This window comes from Pseudobutyrivibrio ruminis (assembly GCF_015057245.1).
Taxonomy (GTDB): Bacteria; Bacillota; Clostridia; order Lachnospirales; family Lachnospiraceae; genus Pseudobutyrivibrio; species Pseudobutyrivibrio ruminis_E.
In genome coordinates, this window is record NZ_SVET01000002.1 from 126523 (window position 1) to 148959 (window position 22437).

The following is a 22437-nucleotide window of genomic DNA, read 5'->3' on the forward strand; positions in this document are numbered from 1 at the left end:
CTTATAAAATCTTGCTAAATCCATTTTCTGTGAAAAGGCTTTGTCTTTCACATACTATTTTATTATTCTCATTGTCTATAACCACAAATGATATTCCCTTTTCCTCTAGAGGATAAACCACTGTCATTTCCTCTCCTACTGCGATTTGTAGTCCTCCGTCAGGATTAGGCAGTATCGAGATTTCATTTAAGTAATCGTTGTTGTCGGCTGATAATGTATACACTGCATATTTAGTATCTCCCACATTATTGTATTTTACGTCTTTATTATCATAACCCGCATACAAGTAGTAATACTCACCAAGATTATCTGTTGTATCTAAATATACGATTGTATAAGACTTGTTATTGATCCACTTGGATAGTTCCGCCAAATAGTTTTCTCCTGAAACATCCCTATCAAGTGCAAGCATCCTATCTGAAGAAGGGCTACCATTCTCCCGAAACAGGTCTGGATATAATTCTTTTAATTCACGGCTGAATCTGAACGCACCATGGTTATTCATATGATATTCATCCTTAAAAAATTCATTCTCATATGTGGTGTGAAACCAATAGAAATCAGCATTATCATAATCTGACAGCAATGTATCATAGTATCCATAAAGATCTTGTTCGTAATCATCTACAAATCCAGCATCTGTTGAAAGTGGGAGCTTTACCATATGCACTTTTATATCATTTTTATCACATAGATCCACAATCATCTTGTAATACTGCTCTTGCAATGGACTAACATAAAAAGTTGAATAACCCATTATTCCATCAGGATGATATTCTTCATTTGTTATCATGCAATATCTGCCATACCTAGCATCCACATCTTCATAAGCGGATAAATTAGCTTCGCGTCTATCGCCATCTATGGCATGCAACATTGAATAACTATAAATAGTAGGCGACCAAAATGTATAATTTAGTACATCCATCCAGTAATTGGCTGATGCAATTTCAGATATATCGTACTCTGCTACATATTCTATCATTCTATATATTTCAAGGTTCTCACCAAGAGTGTACTTATGAACATAGTTACTAACATCCCAGGTAAAATAATCCTCAGCAAGATGGTAATCCATATAGCTGATAAAAACATCTGTGGGGGCATCATTATGTTCCAAATAATCTTTTAAGGTGTAGTAACCATCTATTGTCCCAGAGCCCGCTAGAGCAAGATTCAAAGTACTTTCTGACAGAACCTCTGGAATATAAGCAGCATTGGCAGTAGAATCCCCTAGAATTAACACATCATAGTACTTATCTTGAGTAGTATTAGTTACATCTTTATTCCAAATTGCTCCTACGTAATCACTACCTGCTATATGCAACAAATGGGTGCTGCAATAAAATGCAGCACCCCATAATGGCGCAGTAACACATATGCTTTTAACTAAGAGTTTAATATAACTTTTCAATCAATATCTCCCATACTAATTGTTATACTCAAAGATAGTGTATGTACCATCATCATATACCAATTCACCTTTGTCGCCACTATACTCTTCAAATTCATCTAAATATGATACTTCATCATCTACATACAAAACAAAGTATCTTCCTGTAGGTACAGTATTATGCGACGACTTCTGTAACCATCTTGCCATACCATCATGCTCATCTGTAACAGTCCACATTTCAATATCTCCATTTGTAAGCTCGGTGATTATTGGACCATGCCAAAATGTAGCGCATCCCTGTGTATAGCCTTCTTCCTCGAGGAAGCTAATTACCTCTTCAATTCCAGGATTAGCGCGCATTGGTGTTTCTATGTTCGCTTTTACAATACCTACAGAAGAAAGCACTGCCATGATTAATAGTACCGTTGGAGCAGCTTTACGCTCAAAATCCTTTAATTTATCATCAGTTTTGATTTCCAGGAATATTGCCGCTACACCAAATTGGACTGTTGTAAGCCAATATTGTTCTTCTCCATATATATAAGTGAATACCAGCCCAATTGTCACAAGCATCGAAAAGAAGATTCCTGCATAGAGCTGATCCATCTCTGACATATTTTTAAAATTCATAGCAAGGCGTATAACACTTATTACAAGGACAAAACATATAAGAAGACCTACGCCTGTACAAATTCCGTTTATAGAAAATAGCTCTTTTGTGGCATTGTCTGTATATCCAAAACTATCGATAAACCATTTAAATGTTTTTGTAACAGAATTAGTGCCACTCCCCCAAGTCATAGAATTATAACTGCTGTATTGATATTTGTTTTCAAAAAAAACATGGTTACCAACATATCCAACAAAGTTGAAGGCAGTAGCTATAATCGAGCCCCTTGCAAAAACTAGCTTGACCTTTTTATCTGTTAATGCATTCTTTAGGCCGTTATCACGAAGATAAAAATATAATACAGCAAAAGCATATACAGTTAATGGAGCGTAAAAAATTAATGTATTTCTAATACCATTTAATCCAGTAATAATGGCGATAGCCAATAGCAGCATGCACAATAGCGCATTTTTAATATTATAAATACTATTACCATCAGCACTTTTCTTAGCCAATACTATAAGTATTACCAAAGAAACTATCATGAAAATAGAATGAGGTACGTAATATGCGCCCCATGTTATATCCATAAAGTACCAAAAACCAAATGGCCAGAGAAGCATGGCGCAAATCCAAACGCCAATCTTCTCCCAGCCTAAAACTTTGCACAATAGCAACCACGCTGCTATATATAAGGCTAGCATTATTGCTGTACCAATTGCTCTAGCTACAATCCAATTGTCAGGTGAAAGTAACAGTCCTATCCTGAAGAACCATTGTGTTTCAGCAACACGTATTTCTGTAGAATAAATCCAGCTATGGGTAATAATTGAATGTTCTTTATTCAATAGGTCGGATAAAATCATTTCCGATGCCATATCGGAATCTAACATATATCTTCCACTAGTAAGAATGAAGACTACATCATGTATGTAACCTGCGATAAGCCACACCCAAGGTAAATATTTCTTTAAAATACTTCCTTTATTCATTTTTATAACTCCTTCATCAATAAAGATTTACTATTATTGAATCGACCCCATAATACTTAGACGCGCACTGATTACAGTTGCCATATTTAGCATCCTCTGTAAGTGTTTCTCTAGGTATCTCATCCAAGCTGACGTAGTATGAATACTGACACCAGTCTACATTCTCCTTATTAATTACTATTTCAGCGCCATCTTCGGCGCTCTCCACCTCCTGTAAAATCTCATCCCAAAATACCCAGCTTTCCTTTATAAGGTCTGCATGAGCCAATATATCTACCTGAATAACTCCTGCGTATCTACCACCCGCCATAATGTATGCGGTAGATAACAATACTACAATAACTGATACTCCAGCAGCTACCATAGTATTTATTTGAACACCAATAATTTGCTTTATCCAAGAACCAAAGGCGTAAATAGCAATTGCCATACCAATGAATACCATGTAATCCTCTACATAGTACACACGTGGTGTGAATTCTGCATCTATGGTTTTGTTTGAGCCATAGACATATAGTAAAAGGCCACTAAAAGCAGCGACTATGGTGCATGCTGCACCAAATATAATCACAAGTAAGTTGTGCTTTCTGTTACTTCCTATGAATAATCCCAGCAATAAAACTAGTAGCATTATAGCTACAACCCATGGTTTTGTTTGAATGGTCGTTTTAAGCCTTGTAAGAATTCTATATCCAGTAACAATAACTGCATTAAATAGACTGGCGTCTGAGCTTTCTTCATTACTCATTCTAGTGTAATTACCAGGTGCAATAACCATAAGCACACCTGAAAGAATATACATACCTAGTGGTAAAAGCTTTTTGCCGATTCTATCACCGTTGTGCAAATATACTATGAATGTATACACCACATAGAAAGCGCCTACCGCCACGCAATACATCATACTGGTACACGCTATCATTCCAAGAACTATCATAGCTATATAGCGCTTCTTTGTTCTATCTGAATTATATCTAAGCATTGCAGCACAGCTAATAAGGCACATCATCATCATTCCAGAATAACCAGGTGTACCTGACCACCAGTTATATACATCACTGTAGTAATAGCTAGTAGTAACTAATAGCGCAACCAAAAATGTAATGATATCTAACGCAACTTGGCTATTTATCTGAAATATATACTTAAACAATGTTCTAACAGCCCATAGTATTCCAGTCATGATTATTGTATTTACGATAATCATACAAATTCCGAAGCTATGTCCCACATTATCAAATAAGTACAGTGGATTAAATAGAACCTGTATCGCTATGGCAAATATACCTGAGTTTCCAAAGGAATTCATATAATTCCACCCGATACGATGAAACATTTCAACCACTCTATTGCTTGACCACCATTCTACCGCCCATGCAAAATCATCATTTGCAGGCATAGAATAAAAAATAGAATATATGAAACTTGCAAAAATAAGTATATAGCCTACGGTTAGAGGTATACGATACCAATATTTTTTAATTAATGTACTCACTAGGCTTTATCCTCATTGTAATTAATCACATTCTTTATAACGTACTGTGGTGAATTGTTTATGCTGATAAATATACGTCCAACATATTCTCCAATCAAACCAAGTGTTATCAGAATAAGTCCACCTAGTATTAAATTAACTGATATAAGTGAGCTCCAACCTAACATTCTATCCGGATTCATAAACTTACTAATAATTGCATATATAGCATATATAAAACCTAAGATAGCTATAATTGAGCCACCATATGTTGCTAATCGAAGTGGCAAAATAGAAAACGAAGTAAATCCATTCATCCACAAGCCTAAAAGCTTTTTAAATGTATATCCTGAATGGCCTTCTTTTCTTTCACGATGATTAACCTTTACATTGCATATATTTCTAGTGCATCTTAAAACTAGGCCTATAAGATAAGGATATGCCCCCTTATAATTTAGCATCTCATTCACTACATATCTTTTAGCTGCAAAATAGCTCGATATGTATAGCTCTTTAGGTTTATTAAGCATTATCTCGGTCATCTTTTTGTTAAGATGACTGCCCCAGTTTCTAAAACCAGAGTGTTGCTTATGTTCATACTGAGCATATACAACATCGTAACCTTCATCTATTTTTTCTAATAGCTTGTCTACTTCATCAGCTGGTGTCTGTCCATCATCATCAAGACAAACAACAATATCTCCTGAAATAAAATGAAATCCTGCCATCAATGCTGCGTGTTGTCCAAAATTCTTCGAATGATTAATGCCAATAATATTTTGATTTTTAGCACACAAATCTCTAATCACATCAAACGTATTGTCTGGACTACAATCGTTCACTAAAACTATCTCATAAGTGTATTTAGAAAGTGTGTCCATTTTTGATTGTACTTCTGCTACCACTTTCTCGATTGTCTTTGCAGAATTGTAACATGGTATTACAAAAGAAACCTTCATAACCCTATTAGTCCTTTTCTATTTATTATCATTATGCTTTACATAAACATAATGCATTTTATCAATTTTATATCCTAATTCCAGATGTACCTTTAAAGAATTAGGATTGTTTGAAGAAACTCTGGCTGTCATAGTCTTCTTTCCAGATTCTTTTGCCACCAATAAAGGATAGTAGATTGTAGAAATTCCAAATCCTCTACCATCCTCGTTGTCAAATAGACCAGCCAGAAACGAGTCAGCTTTCTTCTCGTTTACATCCTTTACTCCAAAAAATCCAATTGGCTTATCTTCGAGATTTACCAAATAGCACTTTGATTTACCACTCTCTACTTCTGTGGTAAACCAATTTGCGAATCTTTGTCCCGAAAGTTCTGTTGACATGAGAGGGTCTAGTGCTACTTTATCAGTGTTGAAAATACCCTTTCGTATTTCAGAATCCACAAGCTGAACCTCCTCTGAGGAAGCTTCGGAATATGAAGTATAGTCAATATATCTGGTATAAGTATCTGGGCACTTAAGATTCTTTAGCTTTAAGCTAAGATCAAATGCAGTTTCTGCAAATACAAACCCATTTTCCTGTAGTATGTATGCCACATCCATTCTTTCTATTGGAGCTTTAATTACCTGATATTCATAATCAGAAATAGCTTCTATGTTTTCCTTTATAAGATTCAAATCATCACTTGAATCTATTACCATAGATACGCTACGCTTGCCTAAGTTTTTTATTTCCCATGGCATATCTATTATTTGCATCACTTATACCCCTATCTATTCTCTATTTATAAAAATCAATAACCGTCTTAATTACTTTTGCTTGATCCTCGTCTGTAAGACCATAGTAGAGAGGAAGACGTACCAAGCGCTCGCTCTCCTTTGTTGTGTAAACATCCTCACCTGCAAAGCGACCGTACTTCTTTCCAGCTGGTGCTGAGTGAAGTGGGATGTAATGGAATACCATAAGGATGTCGTTTTCCTTAGCATAGCTAATAAGAGCTGTACGCTCCTCCAAATCCTTACACTTAATGTAGAACATGTGGGCATTATGCTCGCATCCTTCTGGAACTGTAGGAAGCTCTACCTTGCCTGCATCTGCAAGCTCCTTGAAAGCATCATAGTACTTGTTCCAAGAATTCATTCTATCATCAAAGATTTCCTGAGCCTTTTCAAGCTGTCCATAGAGGTATGCAGCGTTAAGCTCTGATGGGAGGTATGAAGAACCAGCCTCTACCCATGTGTATTTATCAATCTGTCCACGGAAGAATTTTGCACGGTTTGTACCCTTTTCACGAATGATTTCAGCCATTTCTGTATCGGCTTCGTCGTTAATAAGAAGGGCACCGCCCTCTCCCATAGAATAGTTCTTTGTTTCATGGAATGAGTATGCACCAAAGTCACCGATTGTACCAAGTGCCTTGCCATGGTATGTACTCATAACGCCCTGAGCAGCATCCTCAACAACCTTGAGGTTGTGACGCTTTGCAATATCCATAATTGTATCCATCTCGCAAGCTACACCTGCGTAATGAACTGGAACGATTGCAACTGTCTTATCTGTGATAGCAGCTTCAATCTTTGTTTCGTCGATGTTCATTGTATCTGGGCGAATATCTACAAATACAACTGTTGCTCCACGAAGAACGAAAGCATCTGCTGTAGAAACGAATGTGAATGAAGGCATGATAACTTCATCACCTGGCTTAATATCGCACAAAAGTGCTGCCATTTCTGTAGCATGTGTACAAGAAGTTGTAAGAAGGACCTTTGCAGCTCCTGTCTTTTCTTCAAACCAAGCATTGCACTTTTTAGTGTATTCGCCATCACCACAAATCTTGTGCTTTGCGATGGCGTCCTTTATATATTTTTCCTCTGTTCCCACACAGGGTGGTACGTTAAATGGAATCATTTTCTAGTCCTCCTAATTGGTAAACTGATAAATAGTTATATCCCCAATCTGATCTACAACATTGCACTCTACGTTTGGATACTGAGACTGCATATATTGAACTAATACCTCTGATACATTACTACCGCAGAAATATACATCTCCCGATACAAATTCCTGAGCATAAAGTTTTTCAAACCCACTAGCTTTAATCTGTTTCCAATACATTGGTGTATTGTACACCCATCCACCCCAAAATACTAGGTTTTTAGGGACACTATCTTTGTATACTGTAAATGGACCAGCAGGAAGCGCTAAATCCAAGTCGTATATAAACATCTCGTCTGGATGTTCAATCGCATACTGTTCCAATACATCACTTTTTTCAATATCGGCTGTACGATAAATATCATGTGCTACTGTATATGTATACTTGATAATGTTGGTATCTGGCTTTATTACCGCTCCTATTATTGGAACTATAGCCATACAAGCAACTACTGATAGCAATAGCTTCTTTGAATCATGTGTAGATAGCACCCTAAGTGACATAACAACTGATGGCACCATAAAAATAAACACCAACGCCTGATATGCGCGCATTGGAAATCTGCCTTCTATCAAGAAATATACAGACACTACTGCAAACATAGCAAATAAGCCATCTATCGTAAGTAACAGTCTCTTTTCAAGCCTTTTAATTAAAACTGAAACATTAACTATAAGAAGAACTATTACCCATATTGCTATCTGAATATTTACAACCATACTAGATAACATGAGATTGTGTGCTCTATCGTAATAACCTCTCAAAGATAAATCATTACCATCATACGCACTTACCAAAACTTCAAAGTTTTCAGTGGTAAGTCTTTCATCCATAAAGAACCAATTACTTACTGCATTATATAGTGGTTCATCCCAGCCTACAGATTCATATACTCCATTCACGTCATCTTCATAGGCTAAATGAGGGTAATCTATCCATGTACCTGCTTGAGCATAATACTCATTAAACTCTGCTATGCCGGTAACCTTTTCATAAATTGCATTAGATACAAAAGCAAGAATAAACGCAGCCAATACAATTAATGCTTTTTTTATAACTACGCTTCTACGGTTTGAAAAGAGTTCGAAAAACATGATACATAGTATTGCGCCTAATCCTACTATTCCAAACTGTTTACGTATACCATATGCAACAAGCAACATGATAACCGACACGATAAAGTGTACTTCTTTGATCTCATCATATTCTAAACTTGCGATAAAGCTACAAGCTGCCGCACCTGCAACCAATCCTGCGGTTGCTGTGTATTGAAGAGCTGTGGAAAAATGCAAAAATACAAATAAAAACATAAGTATAAATGCAACTACACCAATTACCTTACTTTTTTTAGCAGTTACATTGATTAAGGAATTGCACACTATCCATAAGCTAATCGCTATCATCGCAAGTTGAACAATAGTATACCAAGCAAATCCCGAATAAATCTTGTAAAGAAGCGCTATAATTCCATAATAATAGAAACTTCCGAAAATGGTTCCCGCTTCTGGCTCTCCAGTGAAGTATCCTGCAACCAAATACATTAAGGTCTTATCATCATTATTTTGAAAACAAACAGGACAAACAATCCACAACACAGCTAGACAAATAACTGTAATTAATAGTGAAGGAATCCAAAACTTTTTCTTTTCCATTTTATTCCTCTTCCTGAACTAAAAATATAGGTCGCTTCTTAGTCTCTAAATATGTCTTTGCTAAATACTGTCCTTGTATTCCAAGGCATAATAGCTGGATTCCAGATACTAACAAAATAATACAAACCATTGATGGCCATCCACTTGTTGGATCTCCAAATATCAAAGTACGAACTATAATAACTAGAATAAATAAAAAGGCTGTCAGGCACATAATAGTTCCAAAAATAGAAGCCATTGTCAGTGGTGCTGTACTAAAGGCAACTATTCCATCGATTGCATATACAAACAACTTCCAGAAGGACCATTTTGTTTCTCCTGCAACTCGCTCTACATTTTCAAATTCAAGCCATTTACGTTTGAAGCCTACCCATCCAAAAATGCCTTTACTAAAACGGTTATACTCGCCCATAGAAAGAATCGCATTCACAACGCGTCTTGTCATCATTTGATAATCTCTGGCACCATCCACAATATCAGCGCTGCTTATTTTATTCATAATCTTGTAGAATTTTCTTGCAAACCATGAACGAATAGGTGGCTCGCCTTTTCTATCAACACGGCGAGTTCCAACACATTCATACTCACCACTTTCTATATATGAAAGCATCTGTGGAAGCATTGCTGGTGGATCTTGAAGGTCGGCATCCATGATAACAACGTAATCGCCTTTTGCCTTTTCTAAGCCTGCATATATACCTGCTTCCTTTCCAAAATTACGTGAAAAAGAAACATAATGTACTCGCTCATCGTCCTTTCGGAGATTCTTAATAATTTCCAAAGTATTATCTCTTGAGCCATCATCTACAAATACAAATTCTAAATCTACAGATTCAATTTGATTTTCCATTTCATGAATTGTTTTGTAAAAAATAGGTGCTGATTCCTCTTCGTTATAACAAGGAACCACAATTGAAAGTAATTTTTTCAATGTTTTTTCCCCTTATCTTGGATAATTTACTGTGATTGAATTCTTCTTGTAATATACATTTGGTAGTATCTGTTGTGAATCGTATAATGAGTCCAATTCAACTGCATATACTTCTCCAGGTTCCATGCCAGAATACAAGAAATATTTATTCCATGAAACATTATAATCTCGATCTACTGTCACATCAGAGTCTGAACTATTCTCTATTTCTAGCAAAATACCATTCCATAGATCATAGCTAGCTGCTATATCTGCATGTTTTGCATAAACTTCATATGTAACTGTTGTAGCATATCTGCCTGTTACAACTAGAGCTGCTATGCCAAGAACAGCTACTGCACATGTAGCTATATATGCAACCTTAGATAAATCAACCTTAATAATATATGCTATCCACTGTCCCAACATTACACAGCCAATACATAATCCAATTTCAATGAAATAATCTAAAACGTACTGCATACGTACATCAAGATATGTTCGAGTCATTCCTCGTCCGTATACATAAGGAAGAATACAACCAATCCAAACACATACTGCAACAATTCCGTATAAGATAATGTTTCCTGGGCGTTTTCTTTGTTTGTTGTTAACAGCAAAACCAAGAAGAACAAGCATTACTGCAATAATTAGAGTTACAGGTCTTTCTTTTATGATGGCCATTCCAAAGAACTGAACATCTGCGACTGTCTGTCTTAATGCTGTTCCTACAGAAACCCCCTCAGTATACTGACTCTGTCTAGCATAATTGCCAGGAGCCATGATAGTGATAAGCCCCATTGCAATATAAAGTAAAAGAGGTAATACCTTTTTGAATAATGAACCTACAAATTTATCAAATCCCTTGTTGAATAAAACTATATACACAAAGAATGCTCCAAGAGGAATATCGAATGCAGATGTATTCGCTACAATTACACCAGTAACAATCATCCAAACATAGGCACTCTTTTCACCTGTTTCTGCGAATCGTAATGTAAGATATATATTTAAAAACAACAATGCCATTACACCAGCATAGGAAATCATACCGACATACCAGTTGTAAGTTTCTACATAATAGTAATTCTCTATTAACATGAAAATAATTAAGAATGTAATTATTTCTGAAGCGAAACGAGCATAGTCAGCATCCTTAAGTACATAAAAGACAAGCTTTTTTAACCCCATGTAAATCAAGAATATGCAAATAATAAATGCAATTATCATATAGATGCCATACCAATGGCCTAGATGAACATGCAAATTAAGTGGATTAATAAGATATTCAGCTACAAAGCTACAGATTGTTCCACCTCTTTTGGTCCAAAAGAAAACAACTGCTGCAATAAATTCACTAACTACATTTCCGTATGCATCTCTGCCAAGTGCCATTGCAAAATCATCGCTAGCAGGGACAGAGTAATATATTGAATAAAAAACAGGGATAAATAGAATGAAATATAAAACCCCAATTATTATCTTAGATTTGTTATTTTTAAGCACGTTCATCTGTGTGTTCTCCAACTTTATATCTTTTAAACTTTTTGAAATTAATATATAATCACATAAGTATTTAAAATTATATCACAAAGTTTTTTTCAATACAAAAATTAAGGAGATTACAATGATTTTCAAGTTTGAAGAACGAATGCTCAAATGGATGAACGAACATATTTTGGCACTAGCATTTGCAGCCGCTGTAATTCTCAGTATCGCTATTAGATATTTCTTACGTAACTTTTATACCACCGATGCTGATTTATGTTTAATACCTTGGTACAACGCTATTAAGGATAATGGTGGACTTCTAGGACTTGGAAAACCAGTCGAGGGTCTTAATTACAGCTTCACTTACCAGTTATTAATAGCATTAATGACTTATCTACCAATCGAACCACTATATGCATACAAAATACTAAGCTGCATTTTTGATTATTTATTGGCTGGAGCTGTTGCTTATTTAGTATATGATATCGTAGATAATAATAAACTCGAAAAGACTTTATTATCATTTATTATGGTAAGCTGCTCACCTGTAGTCCTTATGGACTCTGCTGCATGGGCGCAATGCGATTCCATTTATACATTTTGGGTTGTACTTTCTATAATTTTCCTTAGAAAAGAAAAATACATTCCTGCATTTATATATTATGGAGTAGGCTTTGCTTTCAAATTCCAGTCCGTATTTGCACTGCCATTTTTCCTTTTCTATTATTTTTATAAACGCAAATTTAGTGTTCTTCACTTTGGTTTGATTCCTGTAACAATGACAGTACTTGCACTTCCATCTTTGGTCCAGGGGCGTACAATTAGTGAAATGATACATATATATACCGACAATACAAGCCTACATACATCCATTTCTAATGGTTTCCCAACATTCTGGAGATTATTAAACGATGGTACCGGAGCTGAAGGTTACACTTTCCTTAAATATGCTGCAATGGCTCTTACAGTTGTAATCCTTGGTTCATTTATGTATATGTGGATACGAAATAATATAAACCTTAACAACGTTAATATTATCCTCATCGCCTTTATTCTCACATATTCAACCATCACATTCTTACCTGCAATGCATGAGCGATATGGTTTCATTTTTGAGATATTGGCTATCGTAATTGTATTTATAGAAATCAAAACAATTCCGTTGTTAATCGGTATTACTTGCTTGTCGTTAACAACTTATGGTGTATATCTTTTCAACAACACTGTGAACGAATGGTTCTTAGCTGTAATCAATTTTGTTTTCTATGTTTCATACATGATTATTCTTAACAAAACTCTTATCAAACATAGTTCATCCAATTAATAAGAAATGGCTGCCGATATAGAATCGACAGCCATTCTTTATTTATTCCTCTTTAATATATCCAATATCTTTTCGATTCCGATTCCTGCAATTGGCATCATCATCAAATAGTAAGGGAATACATATCTAGCCTTTGCTTCCCATAATATCGAAAACAGAAATCCACCAAATATCGCAATTACGATTACAAAATCTACTAAATTACTACTTTTTCTCCAACTACAAATCAAAAAAACGAGGATTGATAAATATATCAATAATTGATGTATATTCATCCAACCATCTAAAAAGCTCCAAGTTTTACCAGGTTCATAGAGACTCTTCACTATTGATGATTGCTCTCCCTCAATATTGTTGTTCATTACTATAGATTGGTACATCGGAGCACTCCATTGCTGAAGGATTTTACGCAAATAAAAGTTTACGCATGACACAGGAGATTGCTTTGCTGATGAAATAAAATCTCTAATTATCTCTTTTCCCTCAGCTGCTGCAAGTTCCGAATCACAATCATTTCTTTCAAATATTTCAAAATTGGATCCATCATACCAGCCAGCATATCTTCCAGCATCATTCATTCCCATTGAAATATATAGAATACTAGGAATAGCTTCCGCATCATCGGCGGTATGTGTGCTATATATTATTTTTGTTGTTGCTGTTTGAAATAATACTCCAAGTATTAATGCAATTAGAATAAAAATAGTCTTTTTATTTCGTTCAAGTAGCATTTTAACAAATGCCACACCTAGCATTGCTATTACTGCAATTATTGAGTTTTGTCTGATAAAAACTGCTAACCCTGTTAATAATGCAAATGCCACTAACCTTTTATAATTAAACTTTTTATATAGCTTCAAAAAGAAATAGAAACCCCACATTATAAGCATGGTTGATATTATTTCTCCATACACAAATGCTGAATAGAAATATAGCGGAAAACATGTCAGAGCTAATATTAAACTAATAATTTCTGCAATGTGATTATCTTTTGATAATATAACCGTAATCCTATATATACACAGTACCATCAGCCCAACTGACAATACTGAAGCGACTTGAAAAGCTTTATAATTACCATCTCCAAAAATGAAAAATAAAAAACGTATAAACGTAACAATACCTAACTGATGGGGACATTCAGCCAAATATCCTCCCTTTTCCAAAGATGAATAATCCCCTGCATTTAGCTGCGATGCAGCGTAACATATTTTATACTGATCCGCCTGAGGCGCTGCCCCACTTGCAAACACCCACCACAGAGCAATAATCGATGATAGCACCGAAAGTATAAGCGCTAATCTTTCCGTTTTAATCGCTAATAGCTTTTCCCTATTAAACCTATTTACTAGGTATATAACCGAAATTACCAATACTACAGCTATAGCATTTACCACTATAGAATCTGTAACACGTGTTAAATGTTCATCTTCTAATACCGTATTTACGTAGCTAAATAAAAACGAGAATCCGAACAAAAATAAATACATTCCAATGGATAGCACCAATAATATTCTAATTAATGTTTTTTCTATTTTATTTTCCATTATTCTTAGTTCTTTTCTCTTTCTGATAAATAACCACTAATACTACTATACTAATCGCACTAATTACTTCACTTACTCTCCACCATAAAGGCTCCACAAACCTTGTATAAAGCTTTGTGTAATCTCCATCGTAGGTTACCTGAATACAATTGTTATCCCCTACAGTCCACTGTATTTCATTATTCTGGCTGTCATATACATGCAAATTATCATATGCAAGAACAGGAAGTGTAACTGTTCCAGATTCATCATCCTTGATAATTTCTGTGTTGCTAAGGCTATCTCTATCTGTACCAACTGGCAGATAAAGCTTGTCTGCCCAAGTTTCATCTGCATCCTGATTTGCTACCGTAATGTTGCCCCATGAAAGAGTGTAATCGAATACTCCTGTGGACAGAACAGCAATAGCTCCTATGACGCAAAAGACGATTGCAAAATTTATCTTGCTTAAAAGCTGGCTTATTGCATAGACACCGCAAATGGTGAAGCATATCGTAAGTATCATCACATAACGCCAAGGATATTGCACACTAGATATAAGCTGATCTAGTGAATTGCTTCCAGCGAATGCGTCCCAAGGAAAATAAACTGTAGACATCCACGCTGCAAATATTCCAAACGCGAAAAGAATTATAAAATTCTTGTTTGCGTTTTTATTAATAATATCCCTAATTAATAGTACAAGTGCTGCCACAATGCAAAGAATTACTATGATTCCCACATTAAGGTATCCTTCTCCCTCTGTGGTCCAAGGATAACTGCTCCCCTTACCTGTAGTCAATATTCCAAACAATTGGCTTAAATACAAGCCATCTGACCTGATACTAGTTTGGCTTAACTCTGTGTTGATATACAAGTCCATGGATGTATATGCATCTATAAATGGAATCAAGAAGAATGCATTTATACCAAGGATAGCTGCCAGGGCTATTAGCAATTCTTTTATGCAAGCAATTGTTCTTTTTATGTTTACAAGGGCATAAATAAATACAAATACAGCGATTAGCTCTGTAGTTAGAATATGGCTTTCTATTAAGCCGGTTGTGCCGATAATAAGTGGCAATATCAATTTGATAGTGCTGTATTCCCCTTTGTTAACGTAAATACGATATATTCCGTAAATAACAAGTGGAACAAATATCATGGCCGTGTATTCGCCAAGAGCTGTGCGAACGTATAGATTTGATAATCTGTAGCCAGCAAGCATATAAATCCCTGTTGCTACAAGCCCCCATCTTTCGGACTTTAAAATTCCCTTAAAGCTGTAATAACCAATCAGTGCTGTAAATACATTTACAAGAATTACATACACATTGTAAGCTCTCCATACTGGTAATCCTGCCATATAAAGAAATGCCGGTATGTAAAGGAATATATTTCCATAGAATGTGGTACTAACATAGCCGTGGCCATACCATGCATTTGATTCATACCGCACAGGGAACTGACCGTTTTTTAATTCCTCAGCAATAGCCTGAATACGTCCTAAATGGAAGCTTAAATCATGTCCCTGATATATTCCGCTTCTAAAAGCAGGAAGGCTTGCAACAAATATAAGCCCCAGTAAAACCAGGGCTATAAATATATTGTTTTTGTTAATTGTTTTCTTCATTACTGTGCGTCACCTCGTCCCAGTAATACGAAATTACCATCTGTGGCAATTTCATTTGTATATGTTTCTAGGATGTACAATCCTGTCTCTCCCTCTCGGAAAGCTTCATACTTTGAGTTTGACTGATCAATCAAAACATAATCGGCCATATCTTCTGGATGCAATGTATAGAAATCCAAAAGCTTAGTGTTCTTTTGTGTTCTGGCGTATACAGAGTATGTACCTTGGTGTGCAACGCTGTTCAAGTAACCAGTGCTGTTGCTGCCAAATGCCACAAGTAGATAATCATCCTCGCCAACGTACTGGCTAACCAAGTTGTATACAGATTGATTTGCCTCGTAGTCCTCTGGCAAAAGTGCTATTCCCTTAAGCTCGCCTTCTGTTACAATCCAACGTTCCTTTGTAACGTCTGAATAACCACCATTTCCTTCGGCCACCCAGAAACAAAGGAAGAACGCTGCTGATAAAATTATAAGTCTTGTAAGACCTAACATCTCTAATTCAGAATCCTCATCAGAGATTATTATTATCAATGCAATCACACCGTATACCGCCATATGGCCTGGCACGGAGATATCCTGATTTGTGGATACAGACCATATTAATTGTGCTGCTATGGAGATTGCAAACATCATCCAAAGTACGCCCTTGTCATTTGAAAGGGTATTGTTATAGGCGCCAATTCGAGTGTATGTTTTATCTTCTCTATCTCTAAGGAAGTATGGAACCCAGAAAAATAAGATAATGCAAGCATAAACAAATCGTGAATTCGATACGCTATCCCATTTAATCAAGCAAATGCCTGCTAAAAATGCAAACCAGTAAATTGTAAGAAGAACCCCTTCGGCGTAATCTGAAAACTGACGAGCCTTTCTAACAAGGTTCACAACTACAATTGGAAAATATGCAACTACCGCAAGAGCTGCATAACTAAGCAAAATCTTTCCTAAACGAACAATAACACTTTCTTCGTAATCCTGATCACCAAGATACTGAAGCTCGGATATCATTTGAGGAAGTCCTGTAGTTATTTGTAGATAAATAATAAAAACTCCACCAATCACAAAGCATGTACCAACAAATGCTATTAGTGCTTTTGCATTTAACTGGCCATGATACATGCCAAACAAAATCATTGCACCTAGGAAAAATGCCAGGATAATCATGGTTGGATAACCAAGTATTGCCACGCAACAAGCCACACCTACCAATACGAAATATCGCACTTTCTCTGTTTCATAGTATCTAATCAAGAAACAGATAATCATCATAATAGCCATTTCACAGTATGACTTGTATGAAAAATTCTTCCAGGTGACAACGAACATAAAGTAGAACAATGCTGCATAATATGCACTATTTTCGAACTTTGTTTTTCGAATGGTGTAGTAAAGATATAGCGCAATCAATCCACGAACTATCATATACATAATTCGCATATACAATACCAAGCCTATATTGATACCAGCTGATACAAATAAAGGTGAAAGCACCTGATAGTATAAAGCTAACAAAGGCCATGCCAAGAATCCACCTGTTTGAAGTGACTCCCAGCTGTCTGTAAACATATGCTGTCCTTGATATATTCCTTTGTATATTGCAAGCAGACCATTTTCATCCACATAAAAACCTGTATTTAATGTGAAAGCCACCCATACAACAATCGCTACCGCAAATATAAATCTAACTATTCCATTTTTAATGTTTTCCGACTCCATAACATTACTCCTGTTAATTTTTTACTTCCCCTTCATGTCTCATGAGAGTTGCAAGTGTCACACCAGAAAGAGCCGCTATCTTCTTCACCATTGCGCCACCATCTACTGCACTTACTTCAATTACATATGTTGTAACTCCGTTTGAAATGGATCTGGAGTCGATTTTGTATTTCTTAGAATAAGACTTAATTATATTCTCAATCTCATCTTCGTCATCGTTTTCTCTCTTAATGATTAAGAGCTCTGGCGACTTCATTGTAGGAATCAAATTTAAAACAACAATTCCAATTGTAACGAATACTGCCATAACAACAGCTACTGAGAATAAGCCTGCTCCTACAACAATACCTGTTCCAATTGACCAGAAAAGGAACAATAAATCCATTGGTTCTTTAATGGCTGTTCTAAATCTTACAATTGAAAGGGCACCAACCATACCAAGAGAAATTACAATGTTTGACTGCATTGCAAGAATAATTCCTGCAGTAATTAACGATATGATTGACATTGATACTGCAAAGCTTTTGCTATAGAAAGTTGTTCTGGTCATGTATCTATATATAAGGAAAATATATAGGGCAATAATAAATGTTTCCAACAGTACTACCCCGACATATGATGGGGACATATCTGTGGATGCAAAACTTTCCAAAACTGATTTTTTAATTATGTCTGTATAGCTCATTCGTAATCTCCTATCTTCTATTTAGCTAACCTAGTTTTTCTCTCACCATTGCATATTTTGAAAATGATTGTCGCTGTAGATTATTCATATCTAACAGCTGCAAAATATGTCTTGGCAAAACTTCATCATATTTCACTTCCAATATATGCCATCCTGGCATAACGACAGGAATAGCATATTCTCCATCCAAATCCAGAAACTTTTCAGTTTCTTTACTGCCTCGTATATTCATGTCAAATGTTATTCTAACATTTCCTGTAGGTTCAACAAAAGCACATCTGTCGTACTCTACGATGCACTTTGGCTTCATGTCTGATTTATACTTTTTTGCAAACAACTCCATTGAAATGTTATCTGTGGTTGGGACAAAATCCCCTTCCAATATATCTTTAACTTGAGCCAGCGTAAGCTCTTCTGAAAGCTTTTTCGTCATGCCTCGAAGCTTGGATTTCTTTTCCAGTTTAACGCTATCGATTTTATCTCCATAAAAACGAATTCGATATTTGGCTCTATCATCTGTTCCAGCCAGGTTTTCGTTGTAGCAACTATCATATATATCATCGAAATACAAAGATCTGATTCGATAAGATTCTCCTTTTTGGTTAGAATCTTTTTCCATCACATTTTCTAACCTGTATCTGATTTTTTCTAGCGTTATTTCGGAAACTAAAAACTTTAATTCGTGTCGAAATTCCACCTTGTGTACCTCGTTTAATTCATTGTATCAATTTCTTTTATTGGTATAATAATACATATTTATTTCGAAAGGCAAATTTTTAACTATGAGTCGTAAAATCAAAAGTTCGATTGTCATTATAGCAACAGCCATTATTGCGCTTATTACTATTGTACTTTCAAACAACACTACATCGATTTATACAAACTTCAACAGTCTTTATCTTTCTGACAAGAAGTATGAAGCTTTGATAGCCTCCCTGAATAAGTCCGAGACTCCGTTGTCTACGGACATTTATATGAATGACCAAAAACTAATATATGATTCTGACACAAACACCTTTTACTATTCACTTATTCAGGACGATTCAAGCAGCTATACCCCATATATTGAGATAAAAAATGACGCAGATGAAGATACTTCATTAAATATCGGTTTATATGGAGAACCTATATCCGATGAACTAATCGCTTCAAACCAATCCATCACTTTGATTTTATATGACAACAATTCTGTTAGTGTTTCTTACCTAAAATGTACTACTTTGCCTATTATGAATATTTCCATCGACGATGCCACAGTCCAAGAACTGGGCTTGGACAACACCTACGATTTGGTTTCATATACAGGTACTACCATTTATCTTTACGATAACCAGGCAGACTTTGATGGTGCCAGTCGAACCATCATTACTGACGCAAAAGTCCGCAGACACGGCCAATCTACCGTCGGTTATCCTCTAAAAGGATACCGCATAAGCCTTCTTGCTGACAAGAATAATTTGGACGGTGATAATAATAAAGAAGATTTGTTAGGACTGCGTGAAGATGATGATTGGATTTTATCCGCTTCATATAGAGATTATGAAAAAGTACGAAATGTTTTTTCAATGAATCTTTGGTACGAATCCTTCACTAAGGAAAACGAATGGAATGTAAATAATTCCACTCAATATAAATTCGTAGAACTTTTCTTTAATGGACATTACCATGGGTTATATAGCCTTTGCTATCGCATTGATTCAAAGGAGCTATCTACCACAGAAGGTGAAAGCATCTTTAAGAAAAAAGACTGGACACTTAGCGAATACGACACTGAACTGACTTATCAGGAATATGCCGATGGCTCTGGTGGTGTTTACACATTGCCAGGATATTCACTGAAATATGGGGATGTGGAAGACTACAACAATCTGTTGCAGCTTTATGTAAATATGAACTATTCTACAGACTGCAATGTCGTTCGTATGACTTCTGATGTTACAAACTCCATTGATTTGTGGCTATTTTATAAGCTAACTCAAGCCGTGGATAACGTGTACATTGGAAATGCAAAGAACATGTACGTTACCGTCAAATCATCTGACACAGGCATTGCCGGTCAAAAGCTTTTGTTCACACCATGGGATATGGATCAGACCTGGCGATATACTTCTGAAGCAACAGTCGGTCAGTACAGCAATCCTTTTTATGATTTGCCTATAGAATGGGGCACCACATACCGATTACTGAGCATGGGCGATGAAACAATTAAGGATGAAATCAAAGCCCGCTACGCTACACTTAGAAGTGATGCTTGGTCTGAAGATGCAATACTCACACTTTTAGAAGAGTATCAAAATGAAATATACAACTCTGGTGCATTTGCCAGAACCCAAGAAGCTTTTCCGGAAGGAAGCTACAATGATGCTTCTGTGGGGCTAACTGAATTTACTGATTATGTGCTTAAGCGCCTTGCCGCAATGGACGAATACATAAACGCTTTATAAAGGAAATATAATGAATATTAATAAACTAAGTTTTAAAACTAAATCATCGTTAATTATTATTGTTTTAAGCTTACTGATATTAGTAGGCATATATCACTTCGATAACAGAGTTAATGGACGCTTTTTATGGTCAAAAGTTCAGATTGATGAAAGCACTTACAATAGCATTCAAACTGACTATGAACTTTCCGAAACAGCCCTGCTATCTGATATCTATTTTAACGATGAGCAGCTGATATATGATTCTACAACCAATACTTTTTATTATTCCAAAACAGATGATGCCGAAGGAACATCTCCTACCATCACCCTAGAAAACGGCGATAATGGTCTTCGCAACGTGTTGCTTGGGCAAGAAATGAAGGTGGCCATATATTTAGATGATTCTTTGCATTTGGTTCTCTTTCAGGGCACTAAAGCTAGTATTTCTGATTTGGTTATTACAACGTTACCTATACTGAATATCACTATCTCAAATGAAACAATTGCAGAACTTGGACTGGATGAAACCTATTCCATCACTGACTACGCTGGCTGTTCCCTTTATTTATATGACAACAGTGATGATTTTGACCAATCTAGCCGCACCACTGTATCATCTGCCAAAATTCATATGCGTGGGGGCACTACAATCGGCTTTCCTCAAAAGAGCTACAGAATATCACTTACCTCTAAGGAAGATAATTTAGATTCCAAATCCAAGGCAAGCTTGCTTGGCTTACGTGAAGATGACGATTGGATTCTTTACTCACCATATTCTGACTATGAAAAAATAAGAAATGTCTTTGCCATGAACATGTGGCAGGAAATGGCCTCCGGCAATAACGAATGGAATGCTGCCGTTTCCAACGAATCCAAATACGTAGAGGTATTTTTCAATAATCGTTATCACGGTTTATATGCCCTAACATATCCTGTTGATAGCAAACAATTCAGCCTGACAGATGATGAAACTCTTTTCAAAAAGAAAGACTGGTCCGGCACAGAATTCTCGTTAGACTTGGAATACACTGAATATGATGATGGCAGTATTTTATATTATTTGCCAGGTTATTCAGTTGAGGATGGAGCCGGTGATTACAGCACCTTACATGAGCTTTACTATACTCTAGCTTACTCCGATGATATATCGCAAATACGTAGCGCTTGTGACATAGATAATTCCATCGACCTCTGGTTGTTTTACAAGCTTTCTCAAGCCGTAGACAATGTGTACAGCACCAATGTTAAAAACCTGTACGTAGCCACTAAGGAATCCGACGACGGCTTAGATGGGTACAAGCTTTTATTCTCCCCATGGGATATGGACCAAACTTTTGGAAACAGATATGTTGATGGTCAAGGAAGTCATGGCATTACATCCTATTACAACACTCCAGATTACGATTTACCAATGGAATGGAGCCCGGTGTACTTTCTAATGGCTAATGGCGACAGTGAAATTGTAAAGCAGGTTCAAGAGCGATATACAGAGCTTAGAAGCACCATTTGGTCTGATGAGTACATTCGAAGTGCTATAGCTGGTTATGAAGCTGATATTTATGATTCTGGAGCATTTGGAAGGACCTTAGAAAGATGGCCCGATGGAAATTATTATGATCAATCCATAAAGCTGGATGACTTTGAAACTTATGTGCTAGAACGATTCTCATATATGGACGATTATATTGCAAATCTATCCAATTAAAA

At 36.0% G+C, this 22437-nt stretch carries 17 protein-coding genes; 3 read left to right on the forward strand and 14 right to left on the reverse strand.

Translation table 11 applies throughout. The features are described 5' to 3' along the window. Position 1 precedes the first annotated feature (1 nt). Genes E7274_RS02665 through E7274_RS02705 form a run of 9 tightly spaced genes read right to left on the reverse strand, consistent with a single transcriptional unit; the run spans position 2 to position 11439 of the window. Positions 2-1414: a hypothetical protein gene (locus E7274_RS02665; protein ID WP_304173506.1), complete on the reverse strand. Its 1413-nt coding sequence runs from the start codon at positions 1412-1414 to the stop codon at positions 2-4. Between the two features lie 15 nt (positions 1415-1429). Then, a complete protein-coding gene (locus tag E7274_RS02670; protein ID WP_304173508.1) occupies positions 1430-2998 on the reverse strand; it encodes a hypothetical protein in 1569 nt (522 codons plus the stop codon). 16 nt (positions 2999-3014) lie between these two features. Then, on the reverse strand, positions 3015-4493 hold the full coding sequence (locus E7274_RS02675) for a hypothetical protein (protein ID WP_304173510.1): 1479 nt from the start codon (positions 4491-4493) through the stop codon (positions 3015-3017). Then, a complete protein-coding gene (locus E7274_RS02680) occupies positions 4493-5431 on the reverse strand; it encodes a glycosyltransferase family 2 protein (RefSeq protein WP_090480804.1) in 939 nt (312 codons plus the stop codon). The genes E7274_RS02675 and E7274_RS02680 overlap by 1 nt, the downstream gene beginning before the upstream one ends. Positions 5432-5449: 18 nt before the next feature. Then, entirely contained in the window at positions 5450-6187 is a 738-nt protein-coding gene (locus E7274_RS02685; RefSeq protein ID WP_304173511.1) for a GNAT family N-acetyltransferase, read from the reverse strand. A 22-nt stretch (positions 6188-6209) separates the two neighbouring features. Beyond that, on the reverse strand, positions 6210-7337 hold the full coding sequence (gene rffA, locus E7274_RS02690; RefSeq protein WP_304173513.1) for a dTDP-4-amino-4,6-dideoxygalactose transaminase: 1128 nt from the start codon (positions 7335-7337) through the stop codon (positions 6210-6212). A 12-nt stretch (positions 7338-7349) separates the two neighbouring features. Further along, positions 7350-9017 (reverse strand): hypothetical protein, encoded by a 1668-nt coding sequence (locus E7274_RS02695; RefSeq protein ID WP_304173515.1) that lies wholly within the window; start codon positions 9015-9017, stop codon positions 7350-7352. Position 9018: 1 nt separating this feature from the next. Next, a complete protein-coding gene (locus E7274_RS02700; RefSeq protein WP_304173517.1) occupies positions 9019-9948 on the reverse strand; it encodes a glycosyltransferase family 2 protein in 930 nt (309 codons plus the stop codon). 12 nt (positions 9949-9960) lie between these two features. Beyond that, the gene (locus E7274_RS02705) at positions 9961-11439 is read right to left on the reverse strand and encodes a hypothetical protein (protein WP_304173519.1); all 1479 of its coding nucleotides are present in this window, start codon (positions 11437-11439) and stop codon (positions 9961-9963) included. A gap of 115 nt (positions 11440-11554) precedes the next feature. On the opposite strand from E7274_RS02705, the gene E7274_RS02710 reads away from it, so the two are divergent. Beyond that, positions 11555-12742, forward strand: a complete 1188-nt coding sequence (locus E7274_RS02710) for a hypothetical protein (protein WP_304173521.1) — start codon at positions 11555-11557, stop codon at positions 12740-12742. A 38-nt stretch (positions 12743-12780) separates the two neighbouring features. Here E7274_RS02710 and E7274_RS02715 read toward each other — a convergent pair whose 3' ends face one another. The 5 genes from E7274_RS02715 to E7274_RS02735 are packed head-to-tail and all read right to left on the reverse strand — an operon-like array spanning position 12781 to position 19001. Further along, positions 12781-14289: a glycosyltransferase family 39 protein gene (locus E7274_RS02715; protein ID WP_304173523.1), complete on the reverse strand. Its 1509-nt coding sequence runs from the start codon at positions 14287-14289 to the stop codon at positions 12781-12783. Beyond that, on the reverse strand, positions 14279-15901 hold the full coding sequence (locus tag E7274_RS02720) for a hypothetical protein (protein ID WP_304173525.1): 1623 nt from the start codon (positions 15899-15901) through the stop codon (positions 14279-14281). Before E7274_RS02720 ends, E7274_RS02715 begins: the two co-directional genes overlap by 11 nt. After that, positions 15901-17619 carry a glycosyltransferase family 39 protein gene (locus E7274_RS02725; protein ID WP_304173527.1) on the reverse strand — a complete coding sequence of 573 codons (1719 nt, stop codon included), beginning with the start codon at positions 17617-17619 and terminating at the stop codon, positions 15901-15903. The genes E7274_RS02720 and E7274_RS02725 overlap by 1 nt, the downstream gene beginning before the upstream one ends. 13 nt (positions 17620-17632) lie before the next feature. Beyond that, complete coding sequence (locus tag E7274_RS02730) at positions 17633-18304, reverse strand: DUF4956 domain-containing protein (protein ID WP_304173529.1); 672 nt, start codon at positions 18302-18304, stop codon at positions 17633-17635. 25 nt (positions 18305-18329) lie between these two features. Then, entirely contained in the window at positions 18330-19001 is a 672-nt protein-coding gene (locus E7274_RS02735; protein WP_304173531.1) for a polyphosphate polymerase domain-containing protein, read from the reverse strand. Between the two features lie 85 nt (positions 19002-19086). On the opposite strand from E7274_RS02735, the gene E7274_RS02740 reads away from it, so the two are divergent. Together E7274_RS02740 and E7274_RS02745 are read left to right on the forward strand one after the other, a co-directional pair. Beyond that, positions 19087-20748 carry a CotH kinase family protein gene (locus E7274_RS02740; RefSeq protein ID WP_304173533.1) on the forward strand — a complete coding sequence of 554 codons (1662 nt, stop codon included), beginning with the start codon at positions 19087-19089 and terminating at the stop codon, positions 20746-20748. Between the two features lie 10 nt (positions 20749-20758). Beyond that, positions 20759-22435 (forward strand): CotH kinase family protein, encoded by a 1677-nt coding sequence (locus E7274_RS02745; RefSeq protein WP_304173535.1) that lies wholly within the window; start codon positions 20759-20761, stop codon positions 22433-22435. The last annotated feature ends 2 nt before the right edge of the window (positions 22436-22437 follow it).